This is a genomic window from Mucilaginibacter lappiensis (assembly GCF_900155965.1).
Taxonomy (GTDB): domain Bacteria; phylum Bacteroidota; class Bacteroidia; order Sphingobacteriales; family Sphingobacteriaceae; genus Mucilaginibacter; species Mucilaginibacter lappiensis.
This window is the reverse complement of sequence record NZ_FTMG01000007.1, coordinates 105,259-123,754: the sequence shown is the minus strand read 5'-3', so window position 1 is coordinate 123,754 and position 18,496 is coordinate 105,259. Positions and strand designations below refer to the sequence as shown.

The 18,496-nt window shown below is 43.9% G+C and carries 17 protein-coding genes; 7 read left to right on the top strand and 10 right to left on the bottom strand.

Annotated elements, in window-relative coordinates; translation table 11 throughout:
• Positions 1-50: 50 nt before the first annotated feature.
• Positions 51-1,202, bottom strand: a complete 1,152-nt coding sequence (locus BW976_RS14865) for an acyltransferase family protein (protein ID WP_076374101.1) — start codon at positions 1,200-1,202, stop codon at positions 51-53.
• Between the two features lie 133 nt (positions 1,203-1,335).
• On the opposite strand from BW976_RS14865, the gene BW976_RS14860 reads away from it, so the two are divergent.
• The 4 genes from BW976_RS14860 to BW976_RS14845 all read left to right on the top strand — a co-directional run bounded on the left by BW976_RS14860 (position 1,336) and on the right by BW976_RS14845 (position 4,110).
• Positions 1,336-2,013: a pseudouridine synthase gene (locus BW976_RS14860; protein WP_076374100.1), complete on the top strand. Its 678-nt coding sequence runs from the start codon at positions 1,336-1,338 to the stop codon at positions 2,011-2,013.
• A 72-nt stretch (positions 2,014-2,085) separates the two neighbouring features.
• Entirely contained in the window at positions 2,086-2,364 is a 279-nt protein-coding gene (locus BW976_RS14855; protein WP_076374099.1) for a hypothetical protein, read from the top strand.
• A gap of 178 nt (positions 2,365-2,542) precedes the next feature.
• Complete coding sequence (locus tag BW976_RS14850; RefSeq protein WP_076374098.1) at positions 2,543-3,844, top strand: DEAD/DEAH box helicase; 1,302 nt, start codon at positions 2,543-2,545, stop codon at positions 3,842-3,844.
• Positions 3,845-3,858: 14 nt separating this feature from the next.
• Positions 3,859-4,110: a DUF1456 family protein gene (locus BW976_RS14845; RefSeq protein WP_076374097.1), complete on the top strand. Its 252-nt coding sequence runs from the start codon at positions 3,859-3,861 to the stop codon at positions 4,108-4,110.
• A 288-nt stretch (positions 4,111-4,398) separates the two neighbouring features.
• Here BW976_RS14845 and BW976_RS14840 read toward each other — a convergent pair whose 3' ends face one another.
• Entirely contained in the window at positions 4,399-5,076 is a 678-nt protein-coding gene (locus tag BW976_RS14840; protein ID WP_076374096.1) for an outer membrane lipoprotein periplasmic chaperone LolA1, read from the bottom strand.
• Between the two features lie 70 nt (positions 5,077-5,146).
• Positions 5,147-7,705, bottom strand: a complete 2,559-nt coding sequence (locus tag BW976_RS14835; protein ID WP_076374095.1) for an FtsK/SpoIIIE family DNA translocase — start codon at positions 7,703-7,705, stop codon at positions 5,147-5,149.
• 348 nt (positions 7,706-8,053) lie between these two features.
• Between BW976_RS14835 and BW976_RS14830 the strand changes: the two genes are divergently transcribed.
• Positions 8,054-8,701, top strand: coding sequence for an ankyrin repeat domain-containing protein (locus BW976_RS14830; RefSeq protein ID WP_076374270.1), 648 nt, complete (start codon positions 8,054-8,056; stop codon positions 8,699-8,701).
• Between the two features lie 149 nt (positions 8,702-8,850).
• Here the strand turns inward: BW976_RS14830 and BW976_RS14825 are convergent, their stop codons facing one another.
• From BW976_RS14825 to BW976_RS14800, 6 genes are all read right to left on the bottom strand, one after another.
• Positions 8,851-9,342 carry a molybdopterin-binding protein gene (locus tag BW976_RS14825; RefSeq protein WP_076374094.1) on the bottom strand — a complete coding sequence of 164 codons (492 nt, stop codon included), beginning with the start codon at positions 9,340-9,342 and terminating at the stop codon, positions 8,851-8,853.
• Positions 9,343-9,352: 10 nt separating this feature from the next.
• Positions 9,353-10,492 (bottom strand): cytochrome-c peroxidase, encoded by a 1,140-nt coding sequence (locus tag BW976_RS14820; protein WP_076374093.1) that lies wholly within the window; start codon positions 10,490-10,492, stop codon positions 9,353-9,355.
• A 164-nt stretch (positions 10,493-10,656) separates the two neighbouring features.
• Positions 10,657-12,660, bottom strand: coding sequence for a TonB-dependent receptor plug domain-containing protein (locus BW976_RS14815; RefSeq protein WP_076374092.1), 2,004 nt, complete (start codon positions 12,658-12,660; stop codon positions 10,657-10,659).
• Between the two features lie 308 nt (positions 12,661-12,968).
• Positions 12,969-13,388: an inner membrane protein YiaA gene (yiaA, locus tag BW976_RS14810; protein WP_076374091.1), complete on the bottom strand. Its 420-nt coding sequence runs from the start codon at positions 13,386-13,388 to the stop codon at positions 12,969-12,971.
• A 106-nt stretch (positions 13,389-13,494) separates the two neighbouring features.
• On the bottom strand, positions 13,495-13,839 hold the full coding sequence (locus BW976_RS14805; protein ID WP_076374090.1) for a winged helix-turn-helix domain-containing protein: 345 nt from the start codon (positions 13,837-13,839) through the stop codon (positions 13,495-13,497).
• Positions 13,840-14,098: 259 nt separating this feature from the next.
• Positions 14,099-15,154: a sterol desaturase family protein gene (locus tag BW976_RS14800; RefSeq protein ID WP_076374089.1), complete on the bottom strand. Its 1,056-nt coding sequence runs from the start codon at positions 15,152-15,154 to the stop codon at positions 14,099-14,101.
• A gap of 186 nt (positions 15,155-15,340) precedes the next feature.
• On the opposite strand from BW976_RS14800, the gene BW976_RS14795 reads away from it, so the two are divergent.
• Positions 15,341-15,808 (top strand): macro domain-containing protein, encoded by a 468-nt coding sequence (locus BW976_RS14795; RefSeq protein WP_076374088.1) that lies wholly within the window; start codon positions 15,341-15,343, stop codon positions 15,806-15,808.
• A 400-nt stretch (positions 15,809-16,208) separates the two neighbouring features.
• On the opposite strand, the gene BW976_RS14790 is transcribed toward BW976_RS14795, so the two are convergent.
• A complete protein-coding gene (locus BW976_RS14790; RefSeq protein ID WP_076374087.1) occupies positions 16,209-18,074 on the bottom strand; it encodes a M1 family metallopeptidase in 1,866 nt (621 codons plus the stop codon).
• A gap of 141 nt (positions 18,075-18,215) precedes the next feature.
• Here BW976_RS14790 and BW976_RS14785 point away from each other — a divergent pair, with 141 nt between their 5' ends.
• Entirely contained in the window at positions 18,216-18,452 is a 237-nt protein-coding gene (locus BW976_RS14785; protein ID WP_076374086.1) for a hypothetical protein, read from the top strand.
• Positions 18,453-18,496 lie beyond the last annotated feature (44 nt).

Below are 18,496 nucleotides of genomic sequence, written 5' to 3'. Positions count from 1 at the left end.
GCTTCGTATCTCGCAATGACGTGTGAGGGGAAAGTATTTGTGTTGTTTTATCACACCCGCAAAAATGTCTTCTTCTGGTACAGATAGTAAAGAAAAATCCATTTCACCAGAATAAAGCAAACAGCCATCACCACAATATTATAGGGATCGCCAACCAGCTGACCTATCCAGCCAAAAAAGCCGTCGGTGGTATATTGCCACTTGATAAAGTGACCTGAGATATAGATCAGGATAGAGTTCATGCCAATGACCCTAAAAAAGAAGGCCCATTTTTTATAACCCAGTACATCAATAACATAATAGAATAGGGCCATCAACAACAGACTTAAACCACCTACCTGCATCACGAATGAGCTTGTCCACAAATTTTTATTGATCGGGAAATCAAGGTTCCAGATTTGTGCTATAATCAGGAATATGACGCCCGTAACCGCCATAATAGCTACTTTACGGGTTTGAGCCAAGCCTGTTTTTTTTAGCAATTGGCCGGTTAATATACCCAGCAACCCTGTGCTGATAGTCGGTATGGTAGAAAATAGCCCTTCCGGATCATGGATACCTAAATACAGTTTGCCCGGCAATATCAAACGATCCATATAGGATGCAAAATTACCCTGCATAGTCAAATCGCCATGCGGAAAACCCGGTGCCGAAGTAAATTTGAGCAGCAACCAATACCCTATAATGAACACCCAGAACCATACCATTTGCATACGCTCCCGGCTGTACAGGTAAATGATATTGGCAAACATATACGCAATACCAATACGGCCCAGTACACTGGCAAAGCGTATTTGCGATATGGGCATAATATTTAACCCGTTATTGTAAACAATGCCCAGCAGCACCAGTATGGCTGCCCTTTTGATCACCCTTAGGGTCAATTGCCCGCGGCTTTTGCCCTTTTCCAGTTCGCGGCCTACCGAAAATGGGGTGGATACGCCGGCCATGAACAGGAACAATGGAAATATCAGATCGTACAGGTGAAAGCCATTCCAATCAGGATGGGTAAATTGCAAGGCTATGGCCTCCCAAAATGGCGATTTGGTGGTTTTGGCCAGGGTATGAAAAATTTCTTCGCCGCCCATTATCCAAAACATATCAAAGCCGCGCAAAGCGTCTAACGAAAATAAGCGGGTTGACGCTTTATTGATATCATCAGCAGGGGCGCCCTCTGATGATGCGGTTGCGGTAGTGGCCATATTGCAAAAAGATTTTAGTTGGTACTAAAGATATAAAAAGCCCACTATTTAAAATGTTTTTTTTAGTTAACTATACTTTGTAAAATGAAATTGTTACGCGGCGTTGTACCTTCGCGTTTTGAATGAGAGCTGCATGTTAGAGATCATATACCGCGATGAGCATCTTATCGCCATCAATAAACCACACGGACTGTTGGTACACCGGTCGCCTATAGCTGCCGATGCATCGGAATTTGCCCTGCAATTACTGCGCGATCAGATAGGCCAGAAGGTAAACCCGGCTCATCGTATCGACCGTAAAACCGGGGGCATATTGTTGTTTGCGTTGGATAAACCTACCGAGATTGCCATGCAACAGCAGTTTATGGAAAACCAAGTGCACAAGAAATACCTGGCCATTGTTCGCGGTCATACGCCCGATCAGGAGGATATTGATTATCCGCTGCGTAAAGAAAATGGCACACTTCAAGATGCTTTTACTCAATATACTACTTTAAAAAGGGCCGAGCTGGATGTGCCTTTGGGAAAACATGCTACCTCGCGGTATTCGCTGGTAGAGGCGGTGCCAACTACCGGGCGCATGCACCAGTTACGCAAGCACTTTAGCCACATTTTTCATCCTATTATAGGCGACCGTACCCATGGATGCAATAAGCAGAACAAATTGTTTAAAGAAACCTGGGAGATGGAAACCATGCTGTTGCATGCCTCGCACCTGGAATTTACGCATCCTGTTACCGGCGAAACCATGCAAATAGATGCCGGCCTGCAGCCTGAATTTAGCCGGGCGATGCAAATTATGGGCTGGTAAAGGCTTCATTTTTAGGTTGATAAAATAAACAAAATCGTTTGGTGATTGTCTTGTACGTAAATACCTAAAAAGATGATCAAAGTGGCAGAATATACGTTATATACTGAAGATGGGAAACGTGACATTACCATAAAGCCCGTAAACCAAACCATATCTGGCGGGGCCTTATACGTAACCGGTGTATTTAAACTAAGTGAGGGAGAAGTGGGTTTGGGCGATATTGTTTTTGACGATGATCTGCGCGAATGGGAATATACCGGCTTTGGCGACCTGACCCACGAGCAGGCAGCCGAAATAGCCCAATATATTCAGGATAAAACGCATCAAGAACTGGAAGACGAGAAGATTTAATTTTTTTCTTTTTGTCATCCTGAGCGTAGCGAAGGATCTATTCTACGATAAGCATAGCGTCCAACAGATGCTTCACTCCGTTCAGCATGACAAACCATTTTTACACTCTTTCGGCCTCAAGCGATGACCGGGTGAGTCGTTTATTTAGCTTATCTTTGCGCATACTCCAGCACAAATAATGATCAAACAAGCCCTTCTGAATCTTAAGATAAACGCGTTAAACCCTATGCAGGAGGCTGCTATCAGCGCCGCCAAAAAAAGCGATGTGATACTGCTGTCGCCTACAGGATCTGGTAAAACGCTGGGCTTTTTATTGCCATTGTTGAGTTTGCTTGATGCCAAAATACCTACTGTACAGGCCCTCATTATGGTGCCATCGCGCGAGTTGGCTTTGCAGATAGAGCAGGTTTTTAAAGCCATAGGCAGCGGTTTTAAAGTGAACTGTTGCTATGGTGGTCATGCGGTAAAAATTGAGCGGAACAACCTGTCGCAGCCACCTGCGGTATTGATCGGCACGCCGGGCCGTATCGCGCATCACCTGCGCCGGGAAAGTTTTAATACCGATACCATCCACTCGCTGATACTGGACGAGTTTGATAAGGCCCTGGAATTTGGTTTCCAGGAGGATATGACTTATATCATTAAACAGATGCCGGCCATTAAAAAGCGCATCCTGACATCGGCTACTAAAATGGATGAGATTCCGGCTTTTACAGGCATGATAAGGCCTACCACGCTGGATTACCTCACCAATGCCGCTTCGGTGCCTGATATTAAGCAAAAGGCCGTTATAGCCGAAGCCGCCGATAAGCTGGATGCCCTGTTTGCGCTCATCTGTAAAATAGGCGATAATGCTACTTTGGTTTTCTGTAACCACCGTGATGCGGTGGAGCGGATCAGCGATCTGCTGTTTGACCGTGGATTGCCGCATGATATATTTCATGGTGGTATGGAACAAGAAGACCGCGAACGGGCTTTACTTAAATTCCGGAATGGGAGCCATCGCCTGCTCATTACGACCGACCTGGCCTCCCGTGGACTGGATATACCGGAGATTGATCATGTGGTACATTACCAACTGCCGCATAATGAGGAAGCCTATACCCATCGTAACGGTCGCACCGCACGTATGCACGCTAAAGGGACTTCGTACCTGATCCTGGCACCTGATGAAAGACCATCATACTTAAAGGAAATGCCTGAGGTAGAGGAATTACCCGAAAATCCGGTGATACCACCACTATCGCCGTGGGCCACGTTGTATATTGCCGCCGGTAAAAAGGATAAGGTAAACAAGATTGACATTGTTGGTCTGCTGCTTAAAAAAGGTGGACTCGATAAGGAAGATGTAGGGCTGATAGAGGTACACGACTTTGCATCATACGCGGCAGTAAAACGTAACCGTATTGAACATGCGGTACAAGCTGTGAAAGGCGAAAAGATCAAAAACAAAAAAGTTAAAATAGATATTTCAAGATAATAAAAGAGAAGAGCATGAGCAATAATGATATCATGAAAAAGCTACGCGTAGCGATGAAATTTACCGATGATGATATTGTAAAAGTTTTGGAACTGGTTAACTTCCGCATCACCAAAACGGAACTCGGCGCTATTTTCCGCGCAGATGATCATCCCAACTTTAAACCCTGCGGCGACCAGATCCTACGTAATTTTCTAAACGGCCTGATCATTCATCAACGCGGTCCTATGCCTGATAAAAGAGCGCCTAAAGTGGAAGGGAAATAAGTTTTACGTTGGACGTTTTACGTAATAGGTTTTTCTTCCCGTCAGTTGCGTCCCCCCGCCAATATTGGTGACAAATCACAATAAAAAAATATGTCATTGAGAGGAGGAACGACGAAGCAATCTCATCAGGCCAAGTGTTAAACTTTGCAGGATTGATTAGCATGAGGAGATTGCCACGCTATCGCAATGACATAAAAGAATTTACTCAAAACAAGAAGAGCGATGGTAAAACCATCGCTCTTCTTGCAAAATATCAGAACGTAAACATATCACGTCCAACGTAAAACGTTATCGCAGGTCAACCAGCTCCACGCCGGGATGTGCTTTCGCGTCCCATGCAAATGTGGCATCAGCAACCTGCGCATTTGGGGTAAAGCTGCGTACGGTGTAATTATATCTGTTGCCGTTTTTGTCGAACAGTTGCGCGCTGTAGATCTGTTTCTTCGCTTTATCTATCAACAGGCGAACCTTGAAAATATTTTGTTTTTCGTTTTCTGGGGTCAGATCGATGACCTGGTATGCTTTTCCGCCTATTTTTTGCTCGCCGGTGTACAGGTATTTGTAACCGTGCTCATAAATGGTGAAAATTTGCGAAGGGTTGCTGATACCGTCAGTGCCTTTTGGCGCGTCGCCCACCTGTACTTCTTTATCTTTTTTGAGGTAGGTCCACTGAGTTTTGCCATCGTTGATGATCTCTTTGTCTACATCTTTGGCTCCGGCCGAAGCATAAAGGGTTACCCTGTATTTGCCCGATTTGGCCTTTGAAATTAAAGTACCGCTCTGGGTTTCTTTAACACCGGCCTGTGGGTTATCCAGCGTAAAACTAAAATCGGTTTTGATAGCATCGTACGATTTGTATTTTTGACTTACCTGGTTCAATATAGCTTTGGCTTGTGTATCTTTTTGGGCGAAAGCGGTGCTGCAGGTGCTTATAGCTAAAATGGAATAAAGGATTATCGTTTTCATCAGTGTTTTTTACATCAACAACTATTACTGTTAATAGTTACTGGATTAGAGCAAATAAATTTGAATAAGTTTAATCTTTGGGTTTTTGAAGAGTTTCCAGATAGCGTTCCAGGCTATATTCATCAGGATAAAGTACATCGCGGGCCTTGCTGCCTTCAAAGGCGCCTACAATGCCTGCTGCCTCCAGCTGGTCAATGATACGACCGGCACGGTTATAACCCAGTTTCATTTTACGCTGGATGAGCGAAGTTGAACCCTGCTGATGCATCACGATAAGGCGGGCAGCTTCTTCAAACATCGGGTCGCGGTCATCCGGATCATATTCTTTGGCGCTGCTGGTTTCGCCTTCGCCCACATATTCGGGCAGGAACATGGCAGTTGGGTAACCTTTTTGGTTACCTATAAAGTCTGAAATGGCTTCTACCTCAGGTGTATCCACAAAGGCGCATTGCAGGCGGATCAGGTCGCTGCCGGTACTGAACAACATATCCCCGCGACCGATCAGTTGATCGGCGCCACCCGCGTCCAAAATAGTTCGTGAATCGATCTTTGACAGTACCCTGAAAGCCAATCTGGAAGGGAAGTTGGCTTTAATAGTACCTGTAATGATATTAACCGATGGCCTTTGGGTAGCAATAACCAGGTGTATACCCACCGCACGGGCCAGCTGGGCAATACGGGCAATAGGCATTTCTACTTCTTTACCGGCAGTCATCATTAAATCGGCAAACTCGTCAATCACCAGTACAATGAATGGGAGGTAACGGTGTTTTTCGGGATCGCTTATTTTGCGGTTTACAAACTTGGCGTTATATTCTTTCAGGTTACGTACCTGCGCGTCTTTCAGCAGGTCATAACGTTGATCCATCTCAATACAAAGCGAATTGAGGGTGTTCACCACCTTTTTGGTATCGGTAATAATGGCATCGCCCTCATCAGGGAGTTTAGCCAGAAAGTGTCTTTCAATTTTGCGGAAAAGCGTGAGCTCCACCTTCTTAGGATCCACCAACACAAATTTCAGTTCAGATGGGTGCTTTTTGTATAGCAGCGAAACCAATATGGCATTGATACCAACTGATTTACCCTGACCGGTAGCACCCGCCACCAGTAAGTGAGGCATCTTGGCCAGATCGGCAATGAATACCTCGTTAGATATAGTTTTACCCAAAGCAATGGGCAGATCCATGGTGGTATTCTGGAATTTCTCTGTCGACAGGATAGAACGCATCGACACCATCTCGGGATTCTGATTTGGTACCTCGATACCTATGGTTCCTTTGCCCGGCATTGGCGCTATGATACGGATACCTAATGCGGCCAAACTCAGGGCGATATCATCCTCCAGGTTCTTGATCTTGGAGATACGCACACCTGGCGCCGGGATGATCTCGTACAGCGTAACCGTTGGCCCGATGGTAGCCTTGATCTTATCGATCTCAATATTATAATGGTTCAGCGTTTCAACAATCTTGTTTTTGTTGGCTTCGAGCTCTTCGGCATTAACCGATATTTTGTTCGATCCATGGTTCTCCAACAGATCCAGGTGAGGCATTTTGTAGGTTGCCAGGTCGAGTTTATGATCGTAAATACCAAACTGGCTCACCAGGTCCTTAGCCTTGTCATCGTCAGTCTTTTCAACGTTCAGCTCAGGCATTGGACGATTGGTATCAATGGTGAGCGGGATCTCCGTTTCTTCCTCCGGTTCATGTGTAGAAGAAGGTGTAAGCACCACAGGCTCATGATAAATAGGCGTTTGTGTCAGCGGGTGTTGCTGCATGGGCTCGGGCATAATGGAGGTCACATGCGTTTCTTTGATGCGATTATTACCCCGTGGCCATTCCAATGGAATAGAGGGTTCTTCCTCCGTCATTTCAACTGGTTCGGGCGATACTTCATCAACAGCTATCGGCGCTACAGGTCTGTTTTTACGCTGCGGCAGTTTAAAATCGATGTTATAGGCAATTACCAAAACCGCAAGCGCGGCAAATACCAGAAAGCCACCGGTACCTGCCGGACCGATCTGCGCATCTAGCAAGCGGTTTGTCCAGTAACCAAAACCACCTTCCAGGTAGTGCGGATAATCAATAATAAAAGCGTGGAAATAAGCTATGGTGGTGGAAATAAACACAATACTAAACAAAGTGTAACCCAGAGTCTTGATCATTGAAAATAGCCGTACCTTGAACAACAGGCGATAACCAATCACAAAAAAGATGAACACAAACAGGAACGACGCCACACCAAACCATTCATAAATAAACTGATTGCTGAGCAACGCACCGAATTTGCCCAGCCAGTTTTGTGCTATTTGCGGGTTGCCAGTGTCGGCAATTTCCTGTATGGTTTTACCAGTGGCCAGGTTGTGCCAGCCGCCATTAGTGGTTGATATATAACTCTGGTCTTCCTGCCAGGTAAATAGGTAGGAGGTAAAGGCTATCAGGAAAAAGATAGACATTAAAAGCGATAGCAAACCTGCTATTTTGATCGCCTTGCCATTCTCCATATCAAAACGCGGCATACTGGGCAGCCTGCGCTTTACCACACGTTCTTTTTCAGCTTTTCCCGTTTGGCGGGGCTGATTATCGTCCTTAAAACTATTTGATTTAAACTGATTTCCTTTTACCGGCATCGCTGATGTAACATCCTTTAAGTGCAAACTTACATAAAATTTCACGTGATTTCGGATTTGGAATCTCGGATTTCGGATGTTCGATTTCGGATTTAAGTGAATGTAAAAAGGGCTTACATCTTCAAATATGATAAATCCGAAATCGAACATCCGAAATCCCAAATCAAAGTAAATCCGAAATCGAACATCCGACATCCGAACTCCCTTCCCATAAAGTTAGCAGATTAAACAATTATTTAATCGTATTTTTATTTTTTAGTATTATTGAAAACCATCTGGTACCATCCTCGTAAAAGAACCTTATTAAAAGCATAGCCCGAGTAATTGCGGCTTGAACCAATGTACGCCATGAGTATAGAAAAGCTGGAACAATACATCACCACCGCCGATCTGAGTAAGCTGGAAGCCTTACTGATGCAAAGCCCTGCGCTGGCCACTACCATAACCAGTCACCAGGTTTCACCCTTAATGTTGTCGTGTTACTACAAAAAATCAGAGGTTACCGATGTGTTATTAAGATACGTTAACCAGATCACGCTGTTTGAAGCCGCTGCTGCAGGGAAATTAGAGGTAGTAAGTCATTTTGTAGAAACTGCTCCCGATACTGTTAATGATCACGCCTCCGATGGTTTTACCCCACTGGGTTTGGCCTGTTATTTTGGGCATGAAGCGGTTGCCCGTTACCTTGTAAGTAACGGTTCGGATGTAAACCGGCCATCCAATAATGGTTTCCAGGTTGCTCCCATCCACTCGGCTTGTGCCGGTAATTATACCGCTATAGCCCGTTTGCTGGTTGAAAACGGCGCGCAGGTAAATGTAAAACAACAGGCAGGCGCTACGCCTATACATTCGGCTGCGCAAAACGGCAATATCGAAATGCTGATCCTGCTGCTGGAGCATGGTGCCATTACCAATGTACGTATGGAAGGTGGTAAACTCCCCGCCGATCTGGCCCGCGAAAAGGGCTTTGAAGATATTGCGGAAATATTGGGGTGATTTTTAAATGCGGTCCGCTCCAGAAAAATAGAAAGAATTCCTATAAACACAAAATAGTTTGTCATCCTGAGCGAAGCGAAGGATCTATTATTGATTGCTAAGTTCACGAATAGATTCTTCGCTTCGCTCAGAATAACAGTTTTTAAATATTATTTCACAAAATGCACCTGCATTGCCGTTACTTGTTTAATGCAGCGGGCGGGTTTCTTTTCGTCCTGTACAATGATGCGGTAGGGGCCATCTGCAGTGGCAAGGGGCGCGCCGTCCACCTTATCTGCCAGGATGATGGCACGGTCGGTAAAGCTTTTATCCAGTTCGGCCAGCGCGAAGATTACCTGGTAACCATCGCTGGCTTCCACCAGCAGGTATTTGGTTAAGTTTTCGCCTTTCAGTTCCGGGCCCAGGGTAACACCGGCACCTTTCAATATCTCCGACAGGATAACCCCACTGTAGGTATGATCTTTCCCGTCCCGGTCTTTACGTACCACCGTGGTTTGGGTGAATTTTTGCAAGTAAGCAGCATCAACAGTTAAGGGTGTACTAACCTCGCCGCTTATTTTAATGGTTTGTGCCTGCGATATAAATGGGATAGTTGTAAAGCTTAGTAAAACCATACAGGCTATCAGGAATTGTTTCTTCATGGGTATAAATTTAGTGCTTTTTATTTTTTGTGCTGAGTAAATGCGGATCGGAAAACGCGGGATTGGTGATAAACGCAGAATCAGTAAGCATATTCAGGAAAGCGATGAGCTGTTTTTTCTCCACCGGCAGCAGTTTCAGGCTTTTACCCCCGGGCTCGTTGGACTCGCCCTGCAGAAATGAGCTTAATGAGGCTGATTGCTCGATGTGTTCACTGTAATGATCAACTACCTCTTCCAGCGTTTTAAACCTGCCGTCGTGCATGTAAGGGGCTGTGAAGGCTATATTGCGTAGTGTAGGTACTTTAAAACGACCACGATCGGCCGGTAAGCGGGTCAGTATTTCCATTCCGGAGTCTTTGGGCAGACTATCAAGGCCGTTGTTATGAAACAGTTCCATATAGGTTTTGGGACCACCATGGCAATGACTGCAATTAGCCCCGCGGATACCTTTTTCAGGATGAGGCATCGTATTAAACAACTCCATGCCTTTTAATTCGTCAGGCGTAGGTTGGTAAGCGCCCCGCAGGTACTGATCATACCTGGAATTGGCCGATATCAGCGTACGCTCAAACTGTGATATAGCTTTTACTATTCTATCACCAGTGATCTTTTCATCACCATAAACCAATTTAAACAAGGTAGGGTAGTTGGTTGCTTGGGTTAATTTTTGTGCTGATGTAGTTAATGATTGCCCCATTTCGTGCGGACTGGTCAATGGTGTCATGGCTTGTTCTTCCAAACCACTGGCGCGGCCATCCCAAAAAAACTTACGCGCCCAAAGCAAGTTGACCAGCGACATAGAATTGCGTGGTGTTAATATACCATCTACCCCGGGGCTAAATGCCCGTCCATCGGTGAATGCCTTATCCTGCTGATGGCAGCTGCTGCAGGAGAGTTTGTTATTGCTCGAAAGTTTGGTCTCGTAAAAAAGCATCCGACCCAGGTAAACACCTTGTTTGGTGGTAGGATTATCAGCCGGGATGTTAACTCGGTTGCCAAAATTGGTGGGATATACCAGATTGTATGGGCCTGTTTCAATGCTGCTATCTACATAACACCAGCCGGATACTATAACAAAGATGAGCAGCAGGAACATAACCCGGCCTTTTCTTAGCCGATTCAAAAGCGGGTTATGTTTGGGGTGGTTCATGTACAAATTTAATAAATAATGACCTTGTGCTATTTGATACTAAACGGAAGGGGGCATTAACTTTAAAATTAAAAGACTGTCATTCTGAACGGAGTGAAGAATCTATTATTGAATTGGAAAGTGCAGAACAGATTCTTCACTCCGTTCAGAATGACAATGGTTCATCAATAACTAAATATCACATTAGCAAAATAATTACGCCCGGCTTCGGGGAAGCCTTCTACCAGGGTATAGTTCTTATCAAACAGGTTATTTACGCCGCCTTCAATCGAAAATCCTTTAACCAGTGTTAAATGCGCTTTTACATTGGTGAGGGCAAACTCACCGGATACGGTGCCGTAGCTAGTACTGTATCTTTTAGAGTTATACTCCTCCGATGCCATCACATATAGCTTTTTGATGGGTGTGTACTGTATCGATCCAAATACTTTGTTTTGCGGTACATCGGTCAAATAAATAGATGGGCTTGATAGATTTTTACGTTTCAGATAAGTGTAATTGGCATCAATCCGCACCTGGTCGGCAATAGGGTAACCAATGGCCAATTCAGTACCATAATACTCCGCACGACCTACATTTTGTACTTGTGATAAGTTAGTGCCCGTTTTAGGATCAACCTGTACATTGTTTACCGTTTGTATCAGGTTACCTATCTTGCTGTAAAATAAGGATGCCTGTACCGATAGTTTGCCCACGAACAAGGTATGATAGCTCAAATCGTAATTCAAAGCATTCTCGGCTTTCAGATCAGGGTTGGGGATAAACGTGCCGAATTTGTAGGAGTATCTGTCCTTAATGGTAGCGAAGCGTGTTTTGCGGGCTACCGATAAGGTAATGGCATTGGTAGTGTCGATATCGTACTGTAACAAACCCTGCAAGTTCCAGGCACTGTTGCTATTGGCGGGCAGCTGGCTCACCACATTGTTGGTGTATTGTTGAGCATCAATACTGTGTCTGTTCATATAACTTACACCGGCATTGGCTTTTAAAGCCGATGTTAGGTGATAAGTATCCTCGGCACCAATGGTAAAGTTGTTGTCCGCATCGCGTCTTATGGGCTCCCCTACATTATGCTCACGGTGCACATCCTGCTTAAAATGACCGGCTACGCTAAAACTGTTGTTTTTTAAGTCGGTATTTTCAAATACGATACTGCTCCCCAATGTGTAGTCATTGTAAATACTGGTGAAGGCATAAGGTTTGGTCATGCTGTTGTAGGAGGCATTATCAAAACTTTGCAGGTTGTTTCTAAACTGATCATAGTACCAGCGGGTTTTGATTAAGTTGGTACTATTAATGCGGTTATTGCTGATCAAATAAAGGCTTTGTGTATCCCAATTTGGCCATTTCCAATAGCGCGGACTTTTAAATAAAGGGTTAGCCGCATCATCGCCGGTGTAAACAGGAGTACCTTTGGTTCCATGCTGATAGCTGTAACCTACAGCATATTCCTGGTTAGCCGTGGGGGTAAAACCAACTTTTCCGCTTACAGCGATGTCGTTATTATAAGAGTTGTCGCGGTGACCGCCATCCTCGTTCTTTGTTGGTACAAAATCATGCGACAACGGGTACCAGTTACGTTTTAACTGCGATGCCGAAATCTCGTAATAAACCTTGCCCAGGTTGGAGCCTATATTAGTATTTAGCCCATAGCCGCCACTTAACCAGCCGGCAATGGCGCTCAGTTCAAACGGTTTTACCGGCTTACGACTGATGAGGTTGATGGCACCACCTTCGGCATTGGGGCCGTACAAAACGGATGAATAGCCTTTGGCAACCTGTATTTCTGATAAATTGAAGGTATTGAACCGGGCCAGGTCTACATAGCCATCATAAGGTACATACAGGGGCACGCCATCCAGGTAAATAGGAACCGAACGTACATCAAACCCGCGGATGCTCACCGCCGATTCATTCCTGGGGCCCACGGCTGTTAACGTAACACCAGGCAGCAGATTTAAGGCGCTGGATACGGTTAAACGATTATACCGGTTGATAGTACCCGAACTTAATTTATCTGATCGTAAACTATCTTTGGTACCAATGATATTCACTTGCCCAAGCTGGAAAACATGTTTGGAGGTGTCCCTTTCCTGGGCATGTGTATTTAAATGAAATAGGGTGAGCGTGGTTAAAACAGTTGTAATAAAAAGTAAAGGTTTTTTCATGGACGATACGTTATATCTTATTTTATATAACGCAAATTCGCAATTTTGACCGAAATTTAGTGTATCCGGGAATTATTTGTTGAATTTGAGCGGATGTTTTAGATATGAAACTACGGAATACTCAAAAAGGAGGGTTGTCAGTCTGAGCTTGTCGAAGGGTTGAGCGCAAAGGCCTGCTCTCCATGTTTCGACAGAAATCAGCATAACATTCATTGTATATGCAAAGACTTAAGTTTTCAAAACTTCGTCTGAAATCTGAAAACACAGTTAAGAAATGTGGCTTAAAGGGTTGGAAAGAAGACCCCAAATTAATCTACGTTATTGTTTTTGCCGGATACCTTATCATAGTTGATCATATCCCTGGTATTTTTCTGTACCGCTATGGCCGCAAATAAGGTTAGTAAAAAGGACATGGCATAAAAGCCTTTTTCGCTCAATGTTAAAGTGGCGTTCCACAAGCCTATGGTTAATAATAGAATCGGGATGAGAGTACAAGCCCAGCTTAAGCCATAATAAATATTGGTTACAGGGATACCCTCTAATCTGTCGCGAACACTTTTTTGTACAGATATAGCTGCAAACAATCCAAAAAGTAGTATCGTAAAGTAGTAGCCTTTTTCGTTAAGGGGCATTTGCGCATTCCATAAACCAATGTTATAGGCTACAAAGCCTATAATTAAAGCTGCCCATGCAGCGCCTATAAACGCGTTTGAAGGTTTTTGTTCCATAAGGTTTTTTAAAAATTTGTGTTAAAGATAACAGAAGGCGGAGAAAAATAAATTGTACGCCAGACTTTTGTTCAATCTGATAATATAATTTAACCTGGGCGAAAATTTATAGCCGGATATTTGGGTTACTATCTTTTAAAAACTCCTGTAATTTTTGATGCAACAGGTGAAACTCCCCGATCACCCTTATACCATACTCGGTTATCACTGCATTGCCACCACCTCTACCTCCGCGGTGGGATATCACCAGCGGTTGCCCAAAGTGCTCATTCATGTGGTTTACCAGGTCCCACGCTTGCTTGTATGACATTTTCATTTGCAGGGCAGCCTGCCTGATAGAACCGGAAGCCTGGATGCGCCCCAACAGTTCTACCCGCCCATGGCCGAGAACTTTTTCGTCCCCGATCTCTATCCACACCCTGCCATTCAATTTAAATATAGGATCACTCATTATTAATAATGAAAGTAAGGCTATTTTGATGAAAAGGCAAATCCCGGGATATCATCGCGGATATTTTGCGGCAAGCAACGCTGGGCTGGAGAAAATCAAAACTCAAAAAAATGTCATTTCGATAGAGCTGCGTAGGGCAAAGCGTTGTGCGAAAGAGAAATCTTGTGCTGTGTACAAATCCCAAATTGCTTGCCGAAGAAGATTTCTCCTCGTGCCTCATTCGAAATGACAATTCTTTTTTTTCTTACGAACATCATGCTTATGACAGCACAGGTTCGTTATTTTGGGTGCCTGCCTTGTCTGCATCGTTTACAGGGTTGGTCTGTTGCTGCAGCAGCTCTTCAAAATATTTCTTTTTTACTACGGTGGTCATTTTATGATCGCCGGTATGGCTCCATCCCGGGGGCATTACCATGTACAGGAATTTGTTTTTGATGCCCGGCGCCCGGTATACATCCTTAGCCAGGGCAACTATCTCACCAAAATAAGCATCCAGGAAGCTGTTCTTGATCATCGGGCGACTGATCCCGTATTCGATAGGTATGTCGCGGTCTTCAACCTGGTAAGTGCCAAAAACCTTATCCCAGATGTTCAGCAGGTTGCAAAAATTGGTATCCATATAAAGTGGGTTGCGGGCATGATGCACGCGGTGGTGCGACGGAGTTAAGATGATATTATTCAGGAAACCCAGGCGACCATCATGTACCAGGTTTTCGCCAATATGGATCATACCCCCCCAAAAGCCGTCAATAAACATAATCACAAACAACATGGCCGGTGGCACGCCCAGCAAAATACAGGTAGTGGTGCGGATAAAATCGGCATAAGGTCCTTCTAAAAAGAAGTGAGCGTAACTTACCGAAAGATTCATGGTTTCGGGGGCGTGATGGGTGGAGTGCAGGCACCAGAACAACCTTACTTTGTGCCCGAAATAATGATATAAAAAATGGCCAAACTCCCACACGATGTACCCATAAATAAACCAGTACCAGGTAAACGAAAGTTTAAATATGGCGTACTTTTCAAACAGGCCAATGCAAATACCTACCATGGCAATGGATATTACCCGGCCAATGAAGGCGTTGAACACGTAGGATACAAAAGTCAGCTTATAATTGATCACCTTAAAACGCTTGTAAAATGCCGCCCGGATAATCTCGATCACGAGTAAAAAGGGCATGATGGGTACCAATAAAGCAGTAAACCCCCCATAGGTAAGCAGCTTGCCATAATCGCCCGATTTGATGATTTCGATTAATTGGCCAAATCCAAAGAAGCCCGTAAATTGATTCCATATGGCGTGTAAAAAGTCCATTCGCTAAATTTTTATAATTGGTTTATTGATCTAAAACGGAATTAATATGTAATTATGTATATACATAGTAATTTTTATAAAAGTGAGCAAAATTTATTTACCCTGCAAGTTAAAATTGAATTCAAAGAGTTGAACAAATAGTACTTCAAAGAGGATTGTCTTATCTTTCGCATTATTTGATTAAGCATGGATATTATTTATTTAAAAGGTGATGCAACAAAGCCAGCTGGGGGCGGAAATAAAATTATAGTTCACGTTTGTAACGATATCGGTGGCTGGGGTAAAGGTTTTGTACTGGCTATATCAAAACGCTGGCCAGAACCCGCGCAGCAATATCGGCAATGGCATAAATCACAACTGAGTTTTACGCTTGGTCAGGTTCAATTTGTACCGGTTGAACCGGATATATGGGTTGCCAATATGATAGGACAGCATAAGGTTTATAAGGATGAGCAGGGAAATCCTCCCATCCGTTATGAGGCTATCCGCGACTGCCTTCAAAAAGTGGCTGGATTTGCGCGCGAAAATGGGGCCACAGTGCATATGCCCAGAATTGGCTGTGGGCTTGCGGGAGGCACGTGGGACAAAATAGAACCTATCATCACCAATGAACTTACAGATAAAGGAGTTGGGGTAACGGTTTATGATTTTTAAGGTGATTGGTACTTTGCTCAGACAGAGTTGACTCCCCCGATCTGTGCTTTGCAAGATCATCCTCCTCGCCTGTGGCGGAAATTAGAATCTGCGAACCCCTCCACCAAATCTTCCTATAATTTTTCGTATATTTATATGAATCAACAGCCCGGTTTTTCTCCTAAAAGAGAAAATCGGGCTGTTTTGTTAAGACCAAAACAAGCTCAAAAACCGACTGTTTGGTGTGTGTTTATTTGATAGTCAGATATTTATGACTTTTTAAACCTTTTAAAACTCATCAAAACTGTGTTAAAATTTGTTAAAAAGTGTTAAAATGAGGGTTTTTCGAGCAGTTTTCGAACGATTTTTACCCGATTTTGGTCGGAAAAGTGTTAAAATTTAAGGTTTAAAAAGTTTTTGATCAGGGTTTCCAGATGTTATCTTTTTTATCGGTGTCCGGATCATAGGTGGTGCCTAGCACCAATTGTTTAACCGGTTTTTTAGCCACGAAGGTAACACCGGTAGTTTTATTGCCTTTGGCCCAGCAGGCAATACTTTGATGCACCAGCTGCGAGCTGCCATCCTGGTAATATACAGTGAGATTAATGGGTACAGGTTTGGTACCGATGCTGGTGATAGTCACACTATATTTTTGCAGTTGGTGGCTTACCTTGCTGATAGCCAGGTTGGGCTGTCCATTATCAAAGAACCAGCTTTTCCAGAACCAGTTAAGGTTGATACCTGAGCCGGTATTGATACAGTTGAAAAAATCATAAGGCATGGGGTGTTTACCATGCCATTGGCTAATATAATAGTGGAGTGCTTTGGTAAACAGCTCATCGCCCAGCATATCTTTTACATATAAATAACCCAGGCCAGGTTTAGGATAGCTGTCTGTGAATTTTGAAACGCCGGTAAGCTGCGGGGTTAAGGTCATGACAGGCACATCCTGCTCAATCCCGGCACTATTTTCTGTTGCAGCAATGCCATAAGTATCCACAATGATGGGGTCTATAACCGGACTGACGAGCCATTCGCCAATAGTGGCCCAGCCTTCGTCCATCCAGCCGTATTTGGTTTCGTTGGTGCCCATATAAAAAGGGAACATGGTGTGAAATATTTCGTGGTCGGTTAATTCAATGGCATCGGCAGTGTTTTCTACCGGGTTATCATTCACCATCATGGGGTATTCCATCTGGTCGAGCCCGTCAAATACAGTTTCATGCGGGTAAGGGTATGGCCATTTCGGGAACTGGTAACTCATAGTTTCTACCGTTTTGCGGGCGTAATTAATTACTTCGAAATAGTCTTTATGAGCTGGGTTAAAAACAGCATCAACACGGGTACGGCGATTGGTTTTAGGATCAACCACCAAACTTGATGCCTTCCAGATATAATGGTTGCTGGTAGCAAAAACGAGGTCGGTAACGCTGTCGGCTTCAAATTTCCAGGTATTGGTAGGGTTGTTTCTGGTGATATCGGCGGCCTGGATATCGGCCTGGGTAATAATATCGGTTACCTTATCGCTGATGCCGGCTTGGTTTATGAGTTTTACATATTTGGGGTTATATACCTGTTCGGGGTTTTTCAGGGTTCCGGTGGCCCAAACCTGGTAATTGCCTGGCACGGTGATTTCGGCATTGAAATGGCAAAAATCGTTGTAGAACTCCTGCGAGCCCAGATATGGAAATTCGTTCCAGCCATCAATGTCGTCATAAACGGCTATGCGCGGGAAAAAATACGCCACAAAGAAGGCCCCGGTATCAATTTGCCCGGTACGTATATGCGATGTTTTGTTGAGCGTATAGGCATATTCGATATCAAAATGAGTCTTTTGTCCGGGTGATAAATGAGTGTTCAGCATCATATTGGTACCTTCAATACGGTGTTTGGCGCTGTCTTGTAGTTGGTTATTAACGCTGATTGATTTGATATGTACGCCATCGGTAAGGTCCTGAGCAGATACAGGCATATCACGAATTGCCCCTTTTTTATATAAATTAGGGTAAAGCTTAAACAGAACTGTGTTAAGCGTATCGGGACTGTTGTTGGTATAATCAATAGCCACTGTGCCGGCAATATTCCGACTTTGGGGGGCTAAGCTTACTTTTATATGGTAATCTGCGGTATTTTGCCAGTAGTTTTTCCCTGGAGCGCCTGCTTTAGTACGTGTTCCTTTGGTGTAGGTATTTTGCAAATTTACGGCTATGGGCAGGTTAACCTGCGCGTATGAGATAGTACTACCAGATAAGAGTACTATTGCGAGTAATTTTTTGAGGTTAAGCATTAAGCGAAATTATATCAGTTATATTTGAAGGTAAATATAATAAACTGAACAGGCAGCAAGGCATGTCAGGCAAATAAGTGATTTTAACATATTTAAGTTTAACGGATAAATACCATCATTATACCCCATATAAATAAACTAATGACCGCAGAAAAAATGATCATGATAACAGGTAAGCAATACCTGGAATTAAAGCAAAAGCTGGAAAGTGGTGATGGCCTTACCTATAATATAGGCACGGATAAACATCCGGAGGAGGTGAAAATTATTAACATGTACATGGATACCGATCCTGATTTTACGCGTAACCCCAGGCAGTTTGCCAAAATGCACGAAGATTTGAATATTCAAGTAAAACTGGAATATATAACCGAGTAGGCAGAAGTTCTAAGTCCTGAGTTTTAAGTCGAAAGTCTATGATC

Excerpts from the sequence above, each read along its gene's own strand:
- BW976_RS14820 (WP_076374093.1), bottom strand. The coding sequence starts at position 10,492 with ATGAACCACCCCAAACATAACCCGCTTTTGAATCGGCTAAGAAAAGGC.
- BW976_RS14785 (WP_076374086.1), top strand. The coding sequence starts at position 18,216 with ATGACCGCAGAAAAAATGATCATGATAACAGGTAAGCAATACCTGGAA.
- BW976_RS14845 (WP_076374097.1), top strand. The coding sequence starts at position 3,859 with ATGAGCAATAATGATATCATGAAAAAGCTACGCGTAGCGATGAAATTT.
- yiaA (WP_076374091.1), bottom strand. The coding sequence starts at position 13,388 with ATGGAACAAAAACCTTCAAACGCGTTTATAGGCGCTGCATGGGCAGCT.
- BW976_RS14790 (WP_076374087.1), bottom strand. The coding sequence starts at position 18,074 with ATGCTTAACCTCAAAAAATTACTCGCAATAGTACTCTTATCTGGTAGT.
- BW976_RS14860 (WP_076374100.1), top strand. The coding sequence starts at position 1,336 with ATGTTAGAGATCATATACCGCGATGAGCATCTTATCGCCATCAATAAA.
- BW976_RS14830 (WP_076374270.1), top strand. The coding sequence starts at position 8,054 with ATGAGTATAGAAAAGCTGGAACAATACATCACCACCGCCGATCTGAGT.
- BW976_RS14840 (WP_076374096.1), bottom strand. The coding sequence starts at position 5,076 with ATGAAAACGATAATCCTTTATTCCATTTTAGCTATAAGCACCTGCAGC.
- BW976_RS14825 (WP_076374094.1), bottom strand. The coding sequence starts at position 9,342 with ATGAAGAAACAATTCCTGATAGCCTGTATGGTTTTACTAAGCTTTACA.
- BW976_RS14805 (WP_076374090.1), bottom strand. The coding sequence starts at position 13,839 with ATGAGTGATCCTATATTTAAATTGAATGGCAGGGTGTGGATAGAGATC.
- BW976_RS14800 (WP_076374089.1), bottom strand. The coding sequence starts at position 15,154 with ATGGACTTTTTACACGCCATATGGAATCAATTTACGGGCTTCTTTGGA.
- BW976_RS14815 (WP_076374092.1), bottom strand. The coding sequence starts at position 12,660 with ATGAAAAAACCTTTACTTTTTATTACAACTGTTTTAACCACGCTCACC.
- BW976_RS14865 (WP_076374101.1), bottom strand. The coding sequence starts at position 1,202 with ATGGCCACTACCGCAACCGCATCATCAGAGGGCGCCCCTGCTGATGAT.
- BW976_RS14835 (WP_076374095.1), bottom strand. The coding sequence starts at position 7,705 with ATGCCGGTAAAAGGAAATCAGTTTAAATCAAATAGTTTTAAGGACGAT.
- BW976_RS14850 (WP_076374098.1), top strand. The coding sequence starts at position 2,543 with ATGATCAAACAAGCCCTTCTGAATCTTAAGATAAACGCGTTAAACCCT.
- BW976_RS14795 (WP_076374088.1), top strand. The coding sequence starts at position 15,341 with ATGGATATTATTTATTTAAAAGGTGATGCAACAAAGCCAGCTGGGGGC.
- BW976_RS14855 (WP_076374099.1), top strand. The coding sequence starts at position 2,086 with ATGATCAAAGTGGCAGAATATACGTTATATACTGAAGATGGGAAACGT.